Genomic DNA, 19768 nt, shown 5'->3' with positions numbered 1-19768 from the left:
GAGTTGCTGCGGCCACGGCCGTTCGCCCCGGGTCCGGACCCGTCAGCCGCGTCGGCCCCGGCGGCGGCCGTTCCCGCCCGTGTCGTGGTCGGCGTCGTCCCCGCGCGGGCCGAGCAGTTCGTCGGCGAGGGACGGCAGGTCGTCCAACGGGGTCTCCTCCGCCCACTCGGGGCGGGGGCGGCCGCGCCGCGGGGGCTCCGCCGGGCGGCCGGTCTCCGGGTCGATCTGCGGGAGTTCGCGGGTCCGCTCGGCGCCGCCCTCGGCCGCTCCGGCGTCCGCGGCGGAGCCGGCGGCCGCGCCGTTCTCCTGGGCGAACATCCACGGCGGCACCCGGTCCGCCGGATCGTCCTCCCGGACGGGCGGCAGCACGGCGGTCTCCTCGGAGTCCGCGCCGCCTCCCCGGCGGGCGTCCCGGGCGCCGTCCCGTACGGGCAGCACCGCCGTCTCGTCCGCCGGGCCGTGCGCGTCCCGCGGCTCGGGCCGCGGCAGCGCCGCCGTCCGCTCGCTGTCCGGGTCGGCGCCGGAACCGGCGGAACCGGAACCGGAAGCACCGGCCCCACCGGAGGAACCGGACGAGCCGGAAGCACCGGCCCCACCCGACGAGCCGGAGGAACCGGAGCCGCCATCGGCCCCCGTCGCGCTCCGGGTCCCCGCCTCCGAGCCGTCCTCCACCGCCATCCGCTTCCGCAGCTGCGTCACATCCGTCTCGGCCGTCGGCGCCTCGGCCGACTCCGCGGCCGCCGCCTTGGCCTTCGCCTCGGCCGCGGCCGCCGCCTCGGCCGCCGCGATCCGGGCCTGCTCGGCGCGCAGCAGCGCCTCCTCGGCCTTGCGCTGCTTCTCCAGGCGGCGCTCCTCGGCCTCCCGGCGCAGCCGCGCCTGCTCCTCGTGCTCCTTGCGCAGCCGCTCCTGCTCGGCCAGGCGGGCCTTCTCCTCCGCCTCGCGCCGCTTGCGCTCCTCCTCGGCGGCCTGGCGGGCCTCCTCGGCGCGCTTACGGGCCTCCTCGGCCTGGCGGGCGGCCTCACGCGCCCTGGCCTCTTCGGCCTCCCGCCGCTTGCGCTCCTCTTCCTCGGCGCGCAGCTTGGCGAGCTGCGCCTGGCGCTCGCGCTCCAGGCGCTCCTCCTCCGCCTTGCGCGCGGCCTCCTCCTCGGCCTGGCGGCGGGCCTCCTCCTCGGCCGCCTTACGGGCCTCGTCCCGGGCCTTGATCTCGGCCTCGGAGAGCGGGAGGACCTGGTCGAGCCGGTGGCGGAGGACGGTGGTGACGTCCTCCGGGTCCTGGGCCGCGTCGACGACCAGATAGCGCGCGGGGTCGGCGGCGGCCAGGGTGAGGAAGCCGTTGCGCACCCGCTCGTGGAACTCGGCCGGCTCGGACTCCATACGGTCCGGCGCCTCGGTGAAGCGCTCGCGGGCCGCGTCCGGGGCGATGTCCAGCAGGACGGTCAGGTTCGGGACCAGGCCGCCGGTCGCCCAGCGGTTGATCCGGGCGATCTCGGTGGGCGCGAGGTTCCGGCCGGCGCCCTGGTAGGCCACCGACGAGTCGATGTAGCGGTCGGTGATCACCACCGCGCCGCGGTCCAGCGCCGGCCGGACGACGCTGTCGACGTGCTCGGCGCGGTCGGCGGCGAACATCAGCGCCTCGGCGCGGTCCGAGAGCCCGGACGTGGACACGTCCAGGATGATCGAGCGCAGCCGCTTGCCGATGGCGGTGGCGCCCGGCTCCCGGGTCACCACGACCTCGTGGCCCTTGCCGCGGATCCACTCCGCGAGGGCCTCGACCTGGGTGGACTTCCCGGCCCCGTCGCCGCCCTCCAGGGCGATGAAGAAACCGGTGGCCGCGGTGGCCTGCGCCGGGTCGCCGCCGCGCACCGCCTCCCGCAGGTCGTGCCGGAACGGGACGCCCTGCCGGTCGTCGGTCCGGCCCAGCACCCAGGCGGCGACCGGCAGCAGCAGCGCGCCGACCAGCATCAGCGTGAACGCGGCGCCGCCGTGCGCGAAGACGAAGGCGCCGCTGCCGATCTCGTGCCGGCCGATGACCCCGGCCAGAAGGGGCGCGACGATGGCGGCCAGCCCGATGGAGAGCCGGACGACGGCCTGGAGGTGCTCGGTCGTCCGCGCGATGCGGGCCGGCTCGGTCTCCTGGTCCAGCAGCACGTGGCCCGTGTTGGCGGCGACACCGGCGGCGACGCCGGCCAGCAGCGCGAGCACCAGCACCGAGGTGGTGTCCGGCACCAGCCCCATGGCCAGCAGCAGCAGACCGGTGGCGGCGACCGCCATGGACAGCAGCCGGCGCCGCGAGAAGCCGGGCAGCACCCTGCGTGCGCCACGGATGCCGACGGCCGTGCCGCCGGTCAGCGCGAGCACCAGCAGCCCGTAGCCGGCCGGCCCGGCGCCCAGGTCGGCGGCGTGCAGGACGGAGACCGCGGCGGCCGCGGCGATCGCGGCGGCCACCGCCGCGCAGGCCGCCACCAGCAGCGGGATCGCCCCGGTGCGGCCCCGCTCGGGCGCGCCACCCGTCTTGGCCGTCGCCGAGGCGGACCTCGGCCGGCGCAGGCCCTCCAGGGGGGAGCGCGGCCGCGGCGTGGCCCCGTCGGGCAGCTCGATGAAGTAGAGGATCGAGACCGACGCGGCGAACAGTCCGGCCGCGACGTACGAGCCCAGGGCCACCTGGTGCACGTGGAACCACTCCACGCCGGTCCCCAGCAGCCGCCCGACCAGGGCGCACACCAGCAGGGCGGCGGCCGCGATCGGCAGCGCGACGAAGCCGGTGCGCAGCGACAGCCGGCGCAGCGCGTCCATGTTGTCGGGCAGCGGCCGGACGGCGGCGCCCTCCGGGGGCGGCGCGGGCAGCAGGGCCGGCGCGGCGCTCTCCCGGGCCACCGTCCAGAAACGCTCGGCGACGCCGCTGACGAAGACCGTCACCAGCAGCCAGGCCAGCGCGCTGGTCGGCGTCCAGTCGATCCACAGGGGGGCGACGACCAGCAGCGCGAGCCGCAGACCGTCCGCGGCGATCATCGTCCAGCGGCGGTCCAGCGGTCCGTCCGATGGGGGTCCCCCCGCGCGTTTGGCAGCGGGGGAGGTGAGCGCGGACAGCGGGCCGAGCAGGACGGCGCCGAACAGCAGGGTCGCCAGCATCCGCACGCCGAAGACGGCGGTCACCGCGAGGGCGGCACCCCGATACCCGCCGCCGAACGCGGCCTGGCCGCCCAGCGGTACGTAGAGCGCCGCCTGGAGGGCGAGGACCACCAGGACAAGCAAGGACAGGGCATCGCCGACACCCCCGACGAACTGGGCGCTCCACAACCGCTTCAGTGGGGGGAAGCGGAGCAGGGCACGTACGGCGCGCTCGCGGGAATCGGCTGCGAGGGCGTCTGATGTGGGGGTCACGACCGTTGGCTGCTCGGCACGCGTCATCTCGCCAGCCTATCGGGACGGAACACTCCACCGGGCGCCTGCCCGAACAAACGGGCGGCCACCGGGAGCGCGAAAGGGCGGGCCGGCGGAGGGTGTCCGCCGGCCCGCCCTTGTGCCGCGCCCGACCGCGCCGGGCAGGCACGGTCCGGGCAGCTCAGTCCTCGGCCGGGGCCGCGGTCTTCTTCGCCGCGGTCGCCGCGGCCTTCTTCGCGGTGGTCTTCTTGGCCGCCGTCTTCTTCGCCGCGGTCTTCTTGGCGGCGGTCTTCTTCGCCGCGGTCTTCTTCGCGGCCGTCTTCTTGGCCGGCGCCTTCTTGGCGGTCTTCTTCGCCGGCCCCTTGGCGCGCTTCTCCGCCAGCAGCTCGTAACCGCGCTCGGGCGTGATCGTCTCGACGTCGTCGTCCCGCCGCAGCGTCGCGTTGGTCTCGCCGTCGGTGACGTACGCGCCGAACCGGCCGTCCTTGACCACCACCGGCTTGCCGCTCACCGGGTCCGTGCCCAGCTCCTTCAGCGGCGGCTTGGCGGCGGCCCGGCCGCGCTGCTTGGGCTGCGCGTAGATCGCCAGCGCCTCGTCGAGGGTGATCGTGAAGAGCTGCTCCTCGCGCTCCAGGGAACGCGAGTCGGTGCCCTTCTTCAGGTACGGGCCGTAACGGCCGTTCTGTGCGGTGATCTCCACGCCCTCGGCGTCGGCGCCGACGACCCGCGGCAGCGACATCAGCTTGAGCGCGTCCGCCAGGGTCACGGTGTCCAGGGACATCGACTTGAAGAGCGAGGCGGTGCGCGGCTTGACCGCGTTCTTGCCGGTCTTCGGGGTGCCCTCGGGCAGCACCTCGGTGACGTAGGGGCCGTAGCGGCCGTCCTTCGCCACGATCTGGTGCCCGCTCTGCGGGTCCATGCCCAGCTCGTAGTCGCCGCTCGGCTTGGCCAGCAGCTCCTCGGCGTACTCCACCGTCAGCTCGTCGGGCGCCAGGTCGTCCGGGACGTCGGCCCGCTGGTGGCCCTCCTCGTCCTTCTCGCCGCGCTCGACGTACGGGCCGTAGCGGCCGACCCGCAGCGTGATGCCGCTGCCCACCGGGAACGACGAGATCTCCCGGGCGTCGATCGCGCCCAGGTCCGTGACCAGCTCCTTCAGGCCGCCGAGATGGTCGCCGTCGCCGTTCCCGGCGTCCGCCGCACCGCCCTCGCCGGCGCCTGCGCCCTCGCCGAAGTAGAAGCGCCGCAGCCACGGCACGGCCTGCGCCTCGCCGCGGGCGATGCGGTCGAGGTCGTCCTCCATCTTGGCGGTGAAGTCGTAGTCGACCAGCCGGCCGAAGTGCTTCTCCAGGAGGTTGACCACCGCGAAGGAGAGGAACGACGGCACCAGCGCCGTCCCCTTCTTGAAGACGTAACCGCGGTCCAGGATCGTGCCGATGATCGACGCGTACGTCGACGGGCGGCCGATCTCCCGCTCCTCCAGCTCCTTGACCAGCGTGGCCTCGGTGTAGCGGGCGGGCGGCTTGGTGGCGTGGCCGTCGGCGGTGATCTCCCGGGCGGCCAGCGCGTCGCCCTCGGCGACCTGCGGCAGCCGCCGCTCACGGTCGTCCAGCTCGGCGTTCGGGTCGTCGGCGCCCTCGACGTACGCCTTGAGGAAGCCGTGGAAGGTGATGGTCTTGCCGGACGCGCTGAACTCGGTGTCCCGGCCGTCCGCGGCCTGCCCGCCGATCTTGACGGTGACGGAGTTGCCGGTCGCGTCCTTCATCTGGGAGGCGACGGTCCGCTTCCAGATCAGCTCGTAGAGCCGGAACTGGTCGCCGGTCAGCCCGGTCTCGGCGGGCGTGCGGAAGCGGTCGCCGGAGGGGCGGATCGCCTCGTGCGCCTCCTGCGCGTTCTTGACCTTGCCGGCGTACGTGCGCGGCTTCTCGGGGAGGTACCCGGCGCCGTACAGCTGCGTCACCTGCGCCCGGGCCGCGGCGACCGCGGTGTCCGAGAGCGTGGTGGAGTCCGTACGCATATAGGTGATGAAGCCGTTCTCGTACAGCTTCTGCGCGACCTGCATGGTGGCCTTGGCGCCGAAGCCGAGCTTGCGGCTGGCCTCCTGCTGGAGGGTGGTCGTCCGGAACGGCGCGTACGGCGAGCGGCGGTACGGCTTGGACTCGACCGAGCGGACCGAGAACGAGGTCTGCTCCAGGGCGGCGGCCAGCGCCCGCGCGTTCGCCTCGTCCAGGTGGAGGACGCCCGCCCGTCGCCCACCACCCTTGCCGGAAGTCGCTTCGCTCCCCTCTTGATCCTTCAGCTGCCCGTTGGGGCCGAAGTCCCGGCCCTGCGCGACCCGGCGGCCGTCGACCGTCGTCAGCCGGGCGGTCAGCGTCGACGGGTCGCTGGCGTCACCGGCCCGGCCGGTGGAGAACGTGCCGGTCAGGTCCCAGTACTCGGCGGAGCGGAAGGCGATGCGCTCGCGCTCCCGCTCGACGACGAGACGGGTCGCCACCGACTGCACCCGGCCGGCGGACAGCCGGGGCATGACCTTCTTCCACAGCACCGGGGAGACCTCGTAGCCGTAGAGGCGGTCGAGGATCCGGCGGGTCTCCTGGGCGTCGACCAGCTTCTGGTTGAGGTCGCGGGGGTTGGCGACGGCCTCGCGGATGGCGTCCTTGGTGATCTCGTGGAAGACCATCCGGTGGACCGGGACCTTCGGCTTGAGGATCTCCTGGAGGTGCCACGCGATGGCTTCGCCCTCGCGGTCCTCATCGGTGGCGAGGAAGAGTTCGTCGGACTCGGCAAGCAGCGCCTTGAGCTTCTTGACCTGGTCCTTCTTGTCGGTGTTGACCACGTAGATCGGCTGGAAGTCGGCGTCGACGTTCACGCCGAGGCGGGCCCAGGACTCGCCCTTGTACTTCGCCGGAACCTCGGCCGCACCGTTCGGGAGGTCGCGGATGTGCCCGACGCTGGCCTCGACCACATAGCCGGGGCCGAGGTAGCCCTTGATCGTCTTCGCCTTGGCAGGCGACTCGACGATGACGAGTCGGCGGCCGCCGCCCTCTGCGGTCTCGCTGGTCGGGGACAACTTCGCTCTTCTCTCCGGTCGACGCTGGGAACGCTCCCGGGCCGGACGCCCGGGGTGCACTGCGGTGACGCTTGACGCTGCGGAGTGTGACGGTACCTCCCGCCCCCGTGTCAAACGGAAAAACCCCGCAACGCCACTCGAACGGTAACCCGACTACATGCCTTCGCGCCGCCCCGACCGCTCCGGCCGCTCCCCGGCGGCCCACCACGGCCCCCGTATGGATCACGGCGCTCCCGCTCCGCCCCACCGTCCGGCAGACCGCCCCGGCCCGGCGCCGGTCCCGCAGAGTCACCGCCCGTCACCCACCCGTCCGCGACGGCCCGACACGGCTCGTGCGGCGACCGTCACAGACCGGCTCCGATTGCCGTCATGGCCTTGATACGGCCGGTGAGCGGACTGGCAGGATGGATGCGGCACGGCCCACCGGGGGTGGACCGGCAGCCGTCGACGTCACGCACTCTCGGGGGGAACGACACCCATGGCGAACCACTATCCCGGACCGCCACCGGAGCAGCCGCCCGGCCAGCCCGGCCAGAACCCGTACTCCGCCCCGGAGAGCGGCGGGCCCGCCGACGCCGGCTACGGCTATCCGCAGGGCGGCCGCCCCGGAGACCCCGGCTACGGCTATCCGCAGGCCGCCCCGACGCCGCCCGCCTTCGCGCCCGGCGCACCGCCGCCTCCGCCCGCCGGCTTCCCGGCCCCGCAGCCGCAGGCCGCCGGTACGGCCCTGTCGCTCGGCGACATCGCGGTCAGCGGCGACATGATCATGACGCCGGTCGGCGCGATGCCGCTCAGGGGCGCGGTCTGGACGGCCACCGACATGTCGCGCACGGAGGAGCGGATGCCCGCGCACGCGGTCGTCCTCGCCATCATCTTTTTCTTCTTCTGCCTGCTGGGGCTGCTCTTCCTGCTGATGAAGGAGCGCACCACGACCGGCTTCGTACAGGTCACGGTGAGCAGCGGCGGCCGGCACCACTCCACGATGATCCCCGTGCAGTCGCGCGAGCAGGTCATGTTCGTCCTGAACCAGGTCAATTTCGCCAGGTCGCTGAGCGTGTGAACCCCGACGAGCCCCTGGGCACCACCACCCCGACGCCGCCCGGCGCACCCGTGCCGCCGGGCGGTCCGGCGGCGGTGCGCCGGCGCACCCTGCGCCAGGCGTCCCTCGCGCTCGGCACCGGCGCGCTGGGCGCCGGCTACCTCTGGCACACCGACCCGCACCGCTCCGGGCAGCTGCTGATCCCCTGCCCGTTCCGGATGCTGACCGGGCTGCTCTGCCCCTTCTGCGGCGGCACGCGGATGGCGTACGACCTGATGCACGGCGACGTCGCCACCGCCTTCCACGACAACGCCGTCCTGCTCGTCCTCGGCGCCCCGGCGCTCGCGTACGTGCTGGTGCGCTGGCTGGCCGCCGGGCTGCGCGGGCGGCGCCGTCCGCTGAAGCTGACGGCCCGCGGCAATGCCGTGGTCCTCGGCATCGCCGCGGTGTGGATGATCGTCCGGAACGTCAGCGGCCTCGTCGGCTGACGGCCGGGCCCTCCGGCGTCAGCGGACGGTGACCTTCACCACCGGGGAGACGACGCCGCCGGACGCGATCCGCAGCTCGTTGACGCCCTTGATGCCGAGCTTGACGCGTATCGCGTAGCTCCCGGAGGCGTTGACCGGCGCCTGGGCCGGCAGCGACACCCACTTCGCGTGCTGCTTCTGCTGGACCGTGACCTTGGCGCCCGGCTTGAAGCCCTTGGCGGCGCCGGCGATCCGGAACTCCTGCCATGCCTTGACCGTCGTCGCGCTGGCCTTGGCGGTCAGCGTCGCCTTCGCGGGCGCGGTGGCCACGACCGGGGCGGGCGTGTGGACGTGCTCCGGCGCGGCGAAGGCGGCGGCCGAACCGCCGGCGAGCAGGGCGACGGTAACCATCCCGACGGCGGCGTAACGAACTGCACGGTTCATCTGGGATCCCTCACTGATGGGTCAATGGGCGGTTGATGACCTTCGTTCAGGAATACGGACTTAAGCGCACGGAGGTTCCCTCTCCGCCGCACAATCCGCCGTAATCTCCGGAACTGGCCGAAACCGAATCCCCGCCGCCGGAGGGGCAGTTGCCGTCGGAGCGCCTCCGGCGGCCGGCCGCGGCCGCGCCCCTCGGCTCAGCCGACCGGCTCCAGGAAGCCCTGCTCGACCAGCATCCGGATCGAGGCCGGTGTGCGGTCCCGCAGCAGCACCGGGTCCTCCCCGACGAGCTGGGCGATGGCGTCCAGGATCCGCCCGGCGGACAGCGTCCCGTCGCAGACGCCCGCGAAGCCGGCGCCCACCGTGTCCACCTTCGTGGCCCGTCGCATCCCGCGGTTCTGACGGAGCACCACATGCTCCGGGTCCTCCGCGCCGGGCAGCCCGACCTGCTCCTGCACCACCTCGTCGACCAGCCGGAAGCGCCCGGCCAGCAGCGCCGCGTCGTCGGTGGCCCGCAGGTAGTCCTGCCGGTCGAAGTGGCTCAACACCGCCTCGCCCAGGGGCTGTTCGACCGGATGCGGCCATTCCTCGACCGTGATGGCCGGCTCCGCGGCGCCGGACCTGCGCAGCGTGATCCAGCCGAAGCCGACGGCCTTGGTCCGGCGCGCCTCGAACTCGTCGAGCCAGGCGTCGTACCGCGCGGCGTACTCCTCCTGGCCGGCGCGGTGGTCGCCGCCGTCGCGCAACCACAGCTCGGCGTACTGGGCGACGTCCTGCACCTCCCGCTGCACGATCCAGGCGTCGCAGCCGCGCGGCACCCACGAGCGCACCCGGTCCTGCCACTCCTCGCCCGCCACGTGCTGCCAGTTGGCCAGCAGCTGGCAGTACCCGCCGTCGTTGAGATGGGCGGCGGCCTGCTGGACGAGGGTGCGGCACAGGTCGTCGCCGCCCATCCCGCCGTCCCGGTAGGTCAGCCGGGCGCCCGGCGAAATGACGAACGGCGGGTTGGAGACGATGAGGTCGTAGGTCTCCTCGCCCACCGGCTCGAAGAGCGAGCCCTCGCGCAGATCCGCCGGCGCGGCCCCGGAGAGCGCCAACGTCAGCGCGGTGATCCGCAGCGCCCGGGGGTTGAGGTCGGTGGCGGTGACCCGGGTGGCGTGCTGCGCGGCGTGCAGCGCCTGGATGCCGGAGCCCGTGCCGAGGTCGAGCGCCCTGGCGACCGGGCGGCGGGCGGTGATCCCGGCGAGGGTCGTGGACGCCCCGCCGACGCCGAGCACCAGCTCGGCGCGGTCCGCCGCCGCGGCGCCCCGGATGCCGCCGGCCCCGCCGACCGCGCAGCCGAGGTCGGAGACGATCCACCAGTCCTGCCCCTCGGGGCCGCCGTACGGCCGCACGTCCACCGTGGCGCGCAGCTCGGCGCCGTCCCGCACCAGCCAGCCGTCGGCGAGGCAGTCGGCCACCGGCAGCACCGCGGCCGCCTGCGCCTCGGGTACCGGGCGCTGGAGCAGGAACAGCCGCACCAGGGTCTCCAGGGGCCCGCCGCCCCGGGTCGCGCGCAGCGCGGGAACGGTCTCGCTGCGCGCCAGCGCGGCGTACGCGGGCGCGCCGAGCAGCTCCAGCAGGCCGTCGGCGGTGAAGTCGGCGGCCAGCAGCGCCTCGCGCAGCCGGCTGGTGCGGGCGCTGCTCTCGGGGTCCTGGGCATCTGCGGTGGGGAGGTGCGTCGTCACCCCTCCATTGTCGGGCCTGCCACCGACAATCGGCGACGGCCCGGCGGCCCGCCCCGCTCCGGGCGCGTCGCCGGGCCGCCGCCCGCCGGGTGGTGGTGCTAGGCGCTCTTCGACGGCGCCGCCGACGGCCCGGCCGAGCCGCCCTGGTTCTGGCAGCCCTTCTGCCGCGCCATCGCCTTGCCCACGTCGCCGGCCTCCAGCTTCTTGAATGCCTGCTCGCTCTTGGCGTTGAGCTTGTTGATGCCGTTGGAGAGGTTGCGCAGTCCGTCGGCGAACTTCAGCTTGTCCCCGGTGTCGAGGCCGTCCACCTGCTTCTTGAGGTCCTTGTAGCCCGCGGAGAGCGAGTTGAGCTCGTTGACCGCGTTCTTCTGGGCGTCCGCGCCGCCCTCGCCCGGCGGCGGCCCCGCCTTGTCCAGGGACTTGGCCAGCTGCCCGTAGGCGTCGGAGATCTTCTGGAAGGCCGCCGAATCGGTCTGCTGGACCTTCTTGGAGTCCGTGTTGCCGCTGTCGGCCGTCTGCATCGCCGCGTTGGCGTCCTGGATCTGCTTGAACGGAGCCTGGGCCGGGTCGCAGAACGACTTCGCCCAGTTGTCGAGCTTCTTGGTGTTGTCCTCGCTGCAACCGGTCAGCGCGAGCAGGAGTGCGGCACCGCCGGACAGGGCAGCCACAAGCTTCTTGTTCACCGGATTGGTCCCTTCCATGGCTCTCGGCCCCGGAACATACACGTCCAGACGGCTTCGCCCATGGGTCGGGCATCCTCCCCGGCCCGCATTGCAGCCATTTGCACCAAGGACCGCGGGCCCCGTCGGACACGCCGCGGGCGGGTGTCCGGCGCGCGTAAAAGGCGCCGTACACCCGCCCGTTGAGCGGTTCCGCGGGCCGTGGGGGCGGCCCCTCCCGTCAGGACGCCACGGCCGTCTCGGTCGATTTGGCGACGTTTTCGGGATCCTCGGAGTTGTTGCCTTCGTCACCCACGGCGATTCCGCGCCGCTTGGAGAGGTAGACCGCGCCGACGATGACGGTGAGCGCCAGCACGGCGGCCGCGACGCGCACGCCGAGGCTCTTGTCGGGGCCGTACGAGAACTTCACCACGGCCGGCGCGATGAGCAGCGCGACGAGGTTCATGACCTTCAGCAGCGGGTTGATCGCCGGGCCCGCGGTGTCCTTGAACGGGTCGCCGACGGTGTCGCCGATGACCGTCGCCGCGTGCGCCTCGCTGCCCTTGCCGCCGTGGTGGCCGTCCTCGACCAGCTTCTTGGCGTTGTCCCACGCGCCACCGGAGTTGGCGAGGAAGACCGCCATCAGCGTGCCGGTGCCGATCGCGCCTGCCAGGAACGACCCCAGCGCGCCGACGCCCAGCGAGAACCCGACCGCGATGGGTGTGAGCACCGCCAGCAGCCCCGGCGTGGCCAGTTCGCGCAACGCGTCCTTGGTGCAGATGTCGACCACCCGCCCGTACTCGGGCTTCTCGGTGTAGTCCATGATCCCCGGCCGCTCGCGGAACTGCCGGCGCACCTCGAAGACCACCGCTCCGGCCGACCGCGAGACCGCGTTGATCGCCAGCCCGGAGAACAGGAAGACGACCGAGGCTCCGAGGATCAGGCCCACCAGGTTGTTCGGCTGCGAGATGTCCAGGCTCAGGCTGAGCCCGCCGGCCACGTGGCCGACCTCCCGGACGGCGTTGGCGATCGCGTCCCGGTAGGAGCCGAAGAGCGCGGAGGCCGCGAGCACCGCGGTCGCGATGGCGATCCCCTTGGTGATGGCCTTGGTGGTGTTGCCCACCGCGTCCAGGTCGGTGAGCACCTGCGCGCCGTCCCCGGCGACGTCGCCGGACATCTCGGCGATGCCCTGCGCGTTGTCGGAGACCGGGCCGAAGGTGTCCATCGCCACGATCACGCCGACCGTGGTCAGCAGGCCGGTCCCGGCCAGCGCCACCGCGAACAGCGCCAGCGTGATGGAGGCCCCGCCGAGCAGGAACGCCCCGTAGACCGCCAGCCCGATCAGCACCGCCGAGTAGACCGCCGACTCCAGGCCGATCGAGATGCCGGAGAGCACGACGGTGGCCGGTCCGGTCAGCGAGGTCTTGCCGATGTCCCGGACGGGCCGCCGGTTGGTCTCGGTGAAGTAGCCGGTCAGCTGCTGGATCAGGGCGGCCAGCACGATGCCGACGGCGACCGCGACCAGCGCCAGGATCCGCGGGTCACCGCTGCGGCCCAGGATCTCCGGGTCGCTGACCCCGCTCAGGTCCTGGTAGCGGGACGGCAGGTAGGTGAAGACCGCGGCGGCCACCAGCACCAGCGAGATGCCCGCGGAGACGAAAAAGCCGCGGTTGATGGCGGTCATCCCGCTGCGGTCCCGGCGCCGGGGCGCCACGACGAAGATGCCGATCATCGCGGTGAGCACGCCGATGGCGGGCACCAGCAGCGGGAAGGCCAGCCCGGCGTCGCCGAAGGCCGCGGTGCCCAGGATGAGCGCGGCGACCAGCGTCACCGCGTACGACTCGAAGAGGTCGGCCGCCATGCCGGCGCAGTCGCCCACGTTGTCGCCGACGTTGTCCGCGATGGTGGCGGCGTTGCGCGGGTCGTCCTCCGGGATGCCCTGCTCGACCTTGCCCACGAGGTCGGCGCCGACGTCCGCGGCCTTGGTGAAGATGCCGCCGCCGACCCTCATGAACATCGCGATCAGCGCGGCACCGAGGCCGAAGCCCTCCAGCACCTTCGGCGCGTCCACCGCGTAGACGAGCACCACACAGGACGCACCGAGCAGGCCGAGGCCCACGGTGAACATGCCGACGACGCCACCGGTACGGAAAGCGATCTTCATCGCTTTGTGGGCGACCGCCGTAAGGTCCGTCTGCTCTGCCGCGCCTTCTTCCGGAGTGGCTTCCCTGGCCGCAGCCGCCACACGCACATTGCTGCGCACCGCGAGCCACATGCCGATATAGCCGGTGGCCGCCGAGAATGCCGCGCCGATCAAGAAGAAGGCGCTGCGTCCGGCCCGCTGCGACCAATTGTCCGCGGGCAGCAACATGAGCAGGAAGAACACGACGACGGCGAATGCACCGAGGGTCCGCAACTGCCGTGCCAGGTAGGCATTCGCGCCTTCCTGCACCGCCGCCGCGATCTTCTTCATACTGTCGGTTCCCTCACCGGCCGCGAGCACCTGGCGTACCAGCACCGCCGCGACCGCCAGGGCGGCGAGGGCGACGACGGCGATCACCAGCACGATGCCGCGGTTGTCCGCGGTGAGCGAGGGTGCGGCCAGAACAGTGGGGGTGTCCATCAACTGAGGGGTGTAAGGCCCCGCCATTCGTCCTCCTTGACGTTATGGCACATGGGCGCGCGGAAGCACGCTCAGGCGTCCTGAGCAAGATGTGGACGGATTGTAGGGAGCGACGGTTGATCAAAACAGGGCGCCTCAAAGGGAATTCGCCTGATCCCGGCGAAGATCAAAAGGCCGATGCTTCACCGAATTCGTCCGCACGAAGGACGCCGGGTAATTCGCTGACCCCGGACGGATGATCTACCAATATCATCGATCGGCCCGATGATCCCGCTGCTCAAAGACCTCGCGCCGCGCCCCGCTCCACCTGTGACCGCCGTGAAACGGGAGGGAATTGAGGCACCCGCAGCCCCCTCTCGGCATCCGGAACGGCCCCTCGGCGGCCTGCCGCCGAGGGGCCGCACGATGATGACATGCCGTCAGATCACGACCGGATCGCATCGCCCGCGAGGCACGGAAAGGCCAGGAAGAGCGCACCAGGAGGCCAGGGCATCGGCGTCCAGGGGGGAGGCCGGGGAACGACTCACGGGCTGCGGCGACGGTGTGGGTGGGTAAAGGTACGGGTGCGTTCACGCGTACGGACGTCGCTCGGAGACCGACGTCCGCATCCGGCCCGCACAACAACGACTGAACGCCCCACCGACAACGGGCATCTCACCAGCCACGGAGCAGTACCGTTCCGGCCGGCCGATCGCCCGCCGTCCCGCCCTCGCTCGACGGCCGCCCTACGGCAGGACGACCGGAGCCGGGTGCGCGGGCCAGCTCATCCGGATGCGGCCGCCGTCCTCGCCGGAGGTCACCTCGACGTCGTCGACGAGCCCGCTGATGACCGCGAGGCCCATCTCGTCCTCGCCCTCGGCGTCGCTCTCCCCGACGCCCTCGGCGTCGGCACCGCCCGCGGCAGCCGCGCCGGCGCCCGGCACCTCGTCGCCGACCTCGATCGAGAACTTCTTCTCGTCCTCGATCAGCACCACCCGCACCGGGGCCGCGATGCCATGGCTCTCGTGCAGCCCCACGGCCCGGCTGCACGCCTCGCCGACGGCGAGCCGCACCTCGTCCAGCACGGCCTCGTCCACCCCCGCGCGCCGTGCCACGGCAGCCGCGACCAGACGCGCGGTCCGGACGTGCTCGGGAAGGGCGCTGAAGCGAAGTTCGACGGTGGCCATGCCATCCCCCTCGTGATGCGGGCGTGCAACGCGGGGGGCCGGACGGGTGCGTCCGGTACCCCCCACTCCTTCCACCCCCGCGCCCGGGGCGCGGGGGACCGGCAAACCGTCAGTCAGTGGCTGCGACGGCTTCGTCGACCGAGGTGTGGATCGGGAACACCTTGGTCAGACCGGTGATACGGAAGATCTTGAGAATGCGCTCCTGATTGCAGACCAGGCGCAGCGAGCCCTCGTGGGCACGCACCCGCTTGAGCCCGCCGACCAGGACGCCGAGCCCTGTGGAGTCCAGGAAGTCGACACGTTCCATGTCCACCACGAGGTGGTAGCTTCCGTCGTTCACAAGCTCGACCAGCTGCTCCCGCAGCTTGGGCGCGGTGTATACATCAATCTCGCCACCGACCTCGACGACCGTACGGTCGCCAACGGTCCGGGTCGACAGGGACAGGTCCACGGATCCTCCAGCACCTTGCTATCGAGCGGTCGCCCCCCTGGGGCCTCCCCACCGAGGTAGGGGCGGATCGGCAGCCGCCATGGCATTCAATCACTTACCAGCAGGCGTGCACGACGCCTTGTGAGCATTGTCCGTCACACCGGTGACACACTCGGTGCCGATGGCCTCCAATCGACTCCCGCCGGATCCGGGCGCGCGCACTTCCCCAGGCATGATTCTCGACCGTCTGGCCCGGGGCGCGACCCGCGCTGCGCGCATCACTCATACGGAGCACTTGCCCCCGCGGATCGGCACCCATGCCGACTGGCCGGCACAGATCCGGCCTGAAGTGATCGGCGCCATCCGTTCGGCCGGAATCGAGCGCCCCTGGGCCCACCAGGCACGGACATCCGAACACGCACTGCGCGGCGAGTCGGTCGTGGTCGCCACCGGCACCGCCTCGGGCAAGTCGCTGGCCTACATGGCACCCGTGCTCTCCACCCTCCTGGACGGGTCCGAGGCGCCCAACGGCCGGGGGGCCACGGCCCTGTACCTGGCGCCCACCAAGGCCCTGGCAGCCGACCAGCGGCGGGCCGTGCGCGAACTGGCCGCACCGCTCGGCACCGCCGTCCGGCCGGCCGTCTACGACGGGGACACCCCGGTCGAGGAGCGCGAGTGGGTCCGCCAGTACGCCAACTACGTGCTGACCAACCCGGACATGCTGCACCGCGGCATCCTCCCGGCCCACGCCCGCTGGTCCTCCTTCCTGCGTGCACTGCGCTACGTCGTCATCGACGAATGCCACAGCTACCGCGGCGTCTTCGGCTCCCATGTCGCCCAGGTCGTCCGCCGGCTGCGCCGGGTCTGCGCCCGCTACGGCTCCGAGCCGGTCTTCCTGCTGGCCTCGGCCACCGCCGCGGAGCCGGCGCAGGCCGCGTCCCGGCTCACCGGGCTGCCGGTGGCCGAGATCACGGAGGACACCTCGCCGCGCGGCGAGTTGGTCTTCGCGCTGTGGGAGCCGCCGCTGACCGAACTCCACGGCGAACAGGGCGCCCCGGTCCGCCGCACCGCGACCGCCGAGACCGCCGATCTGCTCACCGATCTCGCCGTCCAGGGCGTGCGCACGGTCGCCTTCGTCCGCTCCCGGCGCGGCGCCGAACTGATCGCCCTGATCGCCCAGGAACGGCTCGCGGAGGTGGACCGCTCGCTGCCCGCGCGGATCGCCGCGTACCGGGGCGGCTATCTGCCCGAGGAGCGCCGGGCCCTCGAACGCGCCCTGCACAGCGGCGAGCTCCTGGGCCTGGCCGCCACCACCGCGCTGGAACTGGGCGTGGACGTCTCCGGCCTGGACGCCGTGGTCATCGCGGGCTATCCGGGCACCCGTGCGTCCCTGTGGCAGCAGGCCGGCCGGGCGGGCCGTGCCGGGCAGGGGGCGCTCGCCGTCCTGGTGGCCCGCGACGATCCACTGGACACCTATCTCGTCCACCATCCCGAGGCGCTGTTCGACCAGCCCGTCGAATCGACCGTGCTCGACCCGGACAACCCGTACGTACTCGCCCCGCACCTGTGCGCGGCCGCCTCCGAACTTCCGCTCACCGAGGCCGACTTCGGGCTCTTCGGCCCGGAGACGGAGGGGCTGCTGCCCCAGCTGGAGTCCGCCGCTCTGCTGCGCCGGCGGGCCACCGCCTGGTACTGGACGCGCCGCGAGCGGGCCGCCGACCTCACCGACATCCGCGGCCAGGGCGGCTCGCCCGTCCAGATCGTGGAGGCCGGCACCGGGCGGCTGCTGGGCACCGTCGACGCCGCGGCGGCGCACACCACCGTCCACGAGGGGGCCGTCCACCTCCACCAGGGCCGCAGCTATCTCGTCCGGCACCTGGACCTGGAGGACGACGTCGCCCTCGTGGAGGAGGCCAATCCCCCGTATTCCACGACCGCCCGCGACACCACCGCGATCTCCATCCTGGAGACCGACACCGAGGTCCCCTGGGGCGACGCCCGGCTCTGCTTCGGCTCCGTCGAGGTCACCAATCAGGTCGTCTCCTTCCTGCGCCGGAAACTGATCAGCGGGGAGGTGCTGGGCGAGACCAAGCTCGACCTGCCGCCCCGTACGCTGCGCACGCGCGCGGTGTGGTGGACGGTCACCGAGGACCAGCTCGACGCCGCCCGGGTCAACCCCCAGCAGCTGGGCGGTGCCCTGCACGCCGCCGAGCACGCCTCCATCGGGATGCTGCCGCTCTTCGCCACCTGCGACCGCTGGGACATCGGCGGTGTCTCCGTCCCGCTGCACCCGGACACCCTGCTGCCGACGGTCTTCGTCTACGACGGCCACCCGGGCGGCGCGGGCTTCGCCGAACGCGCCTTCCACACGGCCGCCGACTGGCTCGCCGCCACCCGCAGCGCCATCGCGGCCTGCGAGTGCGAGGCCGGCTGCCCGTCCTGCATCCAGTCCCCCAAGTGCGGCAACGGCAACGACCCGCTCCACAAACGGGGCGCCATCCGGCTGCTCGGCGAGCTGCTGCGCGGGGCGCCGGGCAGCTGAGCCGGGGTGGTCCGGCGATCGCACGGGGCCGGATGGTGGAGCACCGGGCCGTCCGGCATCGGGTCGCCGGGTCCCGGGTCGTCCGGCACCCGGCCGTCCGGGCAGTGTGGGTGCTCGGGGCGGCGGGCCGCCGGCCCATGCGGCCGGCAGGAACCGCCGGCCGGCGTCCGCGCCGGGGCCGGCTCCCGGTGCAACCCCGGGAACCGCCTCCCTCCCGGCGTCCGACGTGCCCGCGGCGGCGCCCACGGCCGGGCCCGCCCGGGACCGTACGCGCGCCGCGAACGGCCCGCCGCCGGCCTCGGCCGTGACATCGGCGATCACCCCGGCCACCGAACAACGCACCAGGCGGGCGCGCTGCCCGGCGGCCACCCGGCGCGCCGTGGCGCACGCCGCCGCCGGGCCCCGGAGCGCCTCGTCCGCGGCCGCCAGCGCCGACAGGTCCGCGGCAGCGCCCGCCCGGTGCCGGGCGGCGACCGCCTGCCCGACGGCCATCAGTGCCGCGAAGACCGCACACAGGGCCGCCGCCGCGAAAACCGTCCACACCGTGGCGGAGCCCGCGTCACCAGACCGCTGCCTCGCCTCGGCGGAGCCCGCGTCACCGCACCGTTTCCTCCGCAAGGGCCACCGCCTCTCCCTCGACCCGCACCGGCAGCCGACCGGCCCCGGGCAGTGCGGCCTCGACCCGTACACGCACCAGGTCGCCCTCACGCGCCACCGTGATCCGCGCGCCCCGGGGCGCCGCCCCACGGGCCGCGGCGAGCGCCTGCGCCGGTGGCTCCTGGCGGGCCGCCGCACGGGCTCCGGCCCGCGCGGCGTCCACACAGGCGATCCGTGCACAGGCGGCCAGCAACCCCCAGATCAGCGCCGCCGCGACCGCCACCAGCACCGGCAGCACCACCGCCGCCTCGGCCGTCACGAACCCGCCGTCCCGGGCTCCGCGCCCGCCCGGTGGGCCCGCACCGGTACGCGCGGCACGGGCCCGTCCTCGTCCCTCAGAACTGCACATCGAGCGCCCTCTGGAGCAGAGACCGCAGCGCCGCGGCCACCGGCCCGCTCGTCACCACCTTGTAGAGCACCGCCGCGAACGCGCACGCCGCCAGCGTGCCCACCGCGTACTCCGCGGTGCTCATCCCGCGGTCCGCCCCTGCCGCGCGCACCCGCGCCCACCATCGACCGAACATCCCGCGCCTCCTTGAAAATCCGTCAATCCGTGTGTGAAGTCGTGCGTTTGCGTATGCCTGTCCGCGTGCGCGCGTACAAGCTTTTGCGCGCCCGCATGCCTGTGTGTGCCTGGTTGTCGGTATGCATCTGGTTGTCGGTGTGCTCTTGGTTGTCGGTACCGCCTCAGCCCATCCCGTCACCCCCCATCAGTCCGCTCGCCAGGCCGATCAGGACCGGTGCCAGCCCGAGCACCAGGAAGGCCGGCAGGAAGCATCCGGACAACGGGAGGGTGACGAGCACCCCTGCCCTCCTGGCCCGCGCGGCCGCGGTCCGGCCCCATTCGGCACGCAGTTCGGCCGCGACCCGGGAGGCCGGCTCGACGGCGGGAGCTCCCGATATGCCCGCGCGCTCCATGCAGCGCGCCAGTGCCTCGGCTCCGGGGAGTTCCGCCAACCGTGGCCATACGGCGGCCGGTTCACCACCCAGGCGCAGTTCCGCCGCGATGTGGCGCAGACGTTCGGCGACCGCCCCGTCCAGGGAGCGGCCCACCGCCTCGGCCGCCTCCCGGGGCCCGGCACCGGACGCCAGACAGGCCGCCAGCAGATCGCCGGCCGGGGCCAGTTCGGCGGCGACCTGTGCCGCCGAGGACCGGTCGGCCGCCGTGGCCCGCTGCCACCGCAGCCAGCGGTACGCGCCCCAGCCGACGGCCGGCCCCATCAGCACCCCGGTGACGCCGCCCAGGAGGACGGCCACGCACCCGGCCGCCACCAAAGGGCCGCCCCATTCCGTCAGCCGGCCACCGCCGAGGGCGTCCCGTTGGGCCGCTCCCCGCCCCTTGAGCCGGCCGCGGACAACCCGCCGCACCCGTGCGTGCAGGCCCTCCTCCCTGCCGTACAGACTGCCTACGGCCCCCTCCAGGACGACCGGCACCCGCCGTCGTACGACACGCTCCCGGTGCACCAACCGTCCCAGCGCCACCGCACACCACACGGCCACGGCGACCAGCACCGCCATCCCCAGCCTGTGGACAACATCCGGACTCACCACACCCGCCTCCCTCTC

Annotated in this window: 14 protein-coding genes and 1 pseudogene; 3 read left to right on the top strand and 12 right to left on the bottom strand. The window is 73.3% G+C overall.

Features of this window, described 5'->3' with window-relative positions; genetic code table 11:
- Positions 1 to 42: 42 nt before the first annotated feature.
- Both tmk and topA read right to left on the bottom strand, forming a co-directional pair.
- Positions 43 to 3408: a dTMP kinase gene (gene tmk, locus K2224_RS08185; RefSeq protein ID WP_221905939.1), complete on the bottom strand. Its 3366-nt coding sequence runs from the start codon at positions 3406 to 3408 to the stop codon at positions 43 to 45.
- Between the two features lie 154 nt (positions 3409 to 3562).
- Positions 3563 to 6448 (bottom strand): type I DNA topoisomerase, encoded by a 2886-nt coding sequence (gene topA / locus K2224_RS08180; RefSeq protein ID WP_221905938.1) that lies wholly within the window; start codon positions 6446 to 6448, stop codon positions 3563 to 3565.
- 478 nt (positions 6449 to 6926) lie between these two features.
- Between topA and K2224_RS08175 the strand changes: the two genes are divergently transcribed.
- Positions 6927 to 7508, top strand: coding sequence for a hypothetical protein (locus K2224_RS08175; protein WP_221905937.1), 582 nt, complete (start codon positions 6927 to 6929; stop codon positions 7506 to 7508).
- On the top strand, positions 7505 to 7975 hold the full coding sequence (locus K2224_RS08170; RefSeq protein ID WP_221905936.1) for a DUF2752 domain-containing protein: 471 nt from the start codon (positions 7505 to 7507) through the stop codon (positions 7973 to 7975). Before K2224_RS08175 ends, K2224_RS08170 begins: the two co-directional genes overlap by 4 nt.
- Before the next feature lie 18 nt (positions 7976 to 7993).
- Here K2224_RS08170 and K2224_RS08165 read toward each other — a convergent pair whose 3' ends face one another.
- The 6 genes from K2224_RS08165 to bldG form a co-directional block, all read right to left on the bottom strand.
- A complete protein-coding gene (locus tag K2224_RS08165; RefSeq protein ID WP_221905935.1) occupies positions 7994 to 8398 on the bottom strand; it encodes a hypothetical protein in 405 nt (134 codons plus the stop codon).
- A gap of 197 nt (positions 8399 to 8595) precedes the next feature.
- Positions 8596 to 10125 carry a methyltransferase gene (locus K2224_RS08160; protein ID WP_221905934.1) on the bottom strand — a complete coding sequence of 510 codons (1530 nt, stop codon included), beginning with the start codon at positions 10123 to 10125 and terminating at the stop codon, positions 8596 to 8598.
- A 98-nt stretch (positions 10126 to 10223) separates the two neighbouring features.
- Positions 10224 to 10808 (bottom strand): small secreted protein, encoded by a 585-nt coding sequence (locus K2224_RS08155; RefSeq protein ID WP_221905933.1) that lies wholly within the window; start codon positions 10806 to 10808, stop codon positions 10224 to 10226.
- Positions 10809 to 11025: 217 nt separating this feature from the next.
- Entirely contained in the window at positions 11026 to 13434 is a 2409-nt protein-coding gene (locus tag K2224_RS08150; RefSeq protein ID WP_221905932.1) for a sodium-translocating pyrophosphatase, read from the bottom strand.
- Positions 13435 to 14132: 698 nt separating this feature from the next.
- The gene (locus K2224_RS08145; protein WP_221905931.1) at positions 14133 to 14573 is read right to left on the bottom strand and encodes an ATP-binding protein; all 441 of its coding nucleotides are present in this window, start codon (positions 14571 to 14573) and stop codon (positions 14133 to 14135) included.
- A gap of 109 nt (positions 14574 to 14682) precedes the next feature.
- Positions 14683 to 15024 carry an anti-sigma factor antagonist BldG gene (bldG, locus tag K2224_RS08140; RefSeq protein WP_004571875.1) on the bottom strand — a complete coding sequence of 114 codons (342 nt, stop codon included), beginning with the start codon at positions 15022 to 15024 and terminating at the stop codon, positions 14683 to 14685.
- 160 nt (positions 15025 to 15184) lie between these two features.
- Here bldG and K2224_RS08135 point away from each other — a divergent pair, with 160 nt between their 5' ends.
- On the top strand, positions 15185 to 17545 hold the full coding sequence (locus K2224_RS08135) for a DEAD/DEAH box helicase (protein WP_221905930.1): 2361 nt from the start codon (positions 15185 to 15187) through the stop codon (positions 17543 to 17545).
- A 261-nt stretch (positions 17546 to 17806) separates the two neighbouring features.
- Here the strand turns inward: K2224_RS08135 and K2224_RS08130 are convergent.
- The 4 genes and pseudogenes from K2224_RS08130 to K2224_RS08115 all read right to left on the bottom strand — a co-directional run.
- Positions 17807 to 18235 (bottom strand): annotated as a pseudogene (locus tag K2224_RS08130) (Rv3654c family TadE-like protein); the annotation flags it as partial.
- Positions 18141 to 18551, bottom strand: a complete 411-nt coding sequence (locus K2224_RS08125; protein WP_260692391.1) for a TadE family type IV pilus minor pilin — start codon at positions 18549 to 18551, stop codon at positions 18141 to 18143. The gene K2224_RS08125 and the pseudogene K2224_RS08130, both read right to left, overlap by 95 nt.
- Positions 18538 to 18726 (bottom strand): DUF4244 domain-containing protein, encoded by a 189-nt coding sequence (locus tag K2224_RS08120; protein ID WP_221905928.1) that lies wholly within the window; start codon positions 18724 to 18726, stop codon positions 18538 to 18540. The genes K2224_RS08125 and K2224_RS08120 overlap by 14 nt, the downstream gene beginning before the upstream one ends.
- A gap of 163 nt (positions 18727 to 18889) precedes the next feature.
- A complete protein-coding gene (locus K2224_RS08115) occupies positions 18890 to 19750 on the bottom strand; it encodes a type II secretion system F family protein (RefSeq protein ID WP_369357929.1) in 861 nt (286 codons plus the stop codon).
- Positions 19751 to 19768: the final 18 nt, after the last annotated feature.

Origin of the sequence: Streptomyces sp. BHT-5-2 (genome assembly GCF_019774615.1) — a bacterium.
Lineage (GTDB): Bacteria > Actinomycetota > Actinomycetes > Streptomycetales > Streptomycetaceae > Streptomyces.
The sequence above is the reverse complement of the archived record's forward strand: the minus strand, read 5'-3'. Positions and strand labels throughout refer to the sequence as shown.

Excerpts from the sequence above, each read along its gene's own strand:
- tmk (WP_221905939.1), bottom strand. The coding sequence starts at position 3,408 with ATGACGCGTGCCGAGCAGCCAACGGTCGTGACCCCCACATCAGACGCC.
- K2224_RS08175 (WP_221905937.1), top strand. The coding sequence starts at position 6,927 with ATGGCGAACCACTATCCCGGACCGCCACCGGAGCAGCCGCCCGGCCAG.
- K2224_RS08165 (WP_221905935.1), bottom strand. The coding sequence starts at position 8,398 with ATGAACCGTGCAGTTCGTTACGCCGCCGTCGGGATGGTTACCGTCGCC.
- K2224_RS08150 (WP_221905932.1), bottom strand. The coding sequence starts at position 13,434 with ATGGCGGGGCCTTACACCCCTCAGTTGATGGACACCCCCACTGTTCTG.
- K2224_RS08145 (WP_221905931.1), bottom strand. The coding sequence starts at position 14,573 with ATGGCCACCGTCGAACTTCGCTTCAGCGCCCTTCCCGAGCACGTCCGG.
- K2224_RS08135 (WP_221905930.1), top strand. The coding sequence starts at position 15,185 with ATGGCCTCCAATCGACTCCCGCCGGATCCGGGCGCGCGCACTTCCCCA.
- K2224_RS08125 (WP_260692391.1), bottom strand. The coding sequence starts at position 18,551 with ATGTGCAGTTCTGAGGGACGAGGACGGGCCCGTGCCGCGCGTACCGGT.
- K2224_RS08120 (WP_221905928.1), bottom strand. The coding sequence starts at position 18,726 with ATGTTCGGTCGATGGTGGGCGCGGGTGCGCGCGGCAGGGGCGGACCGC.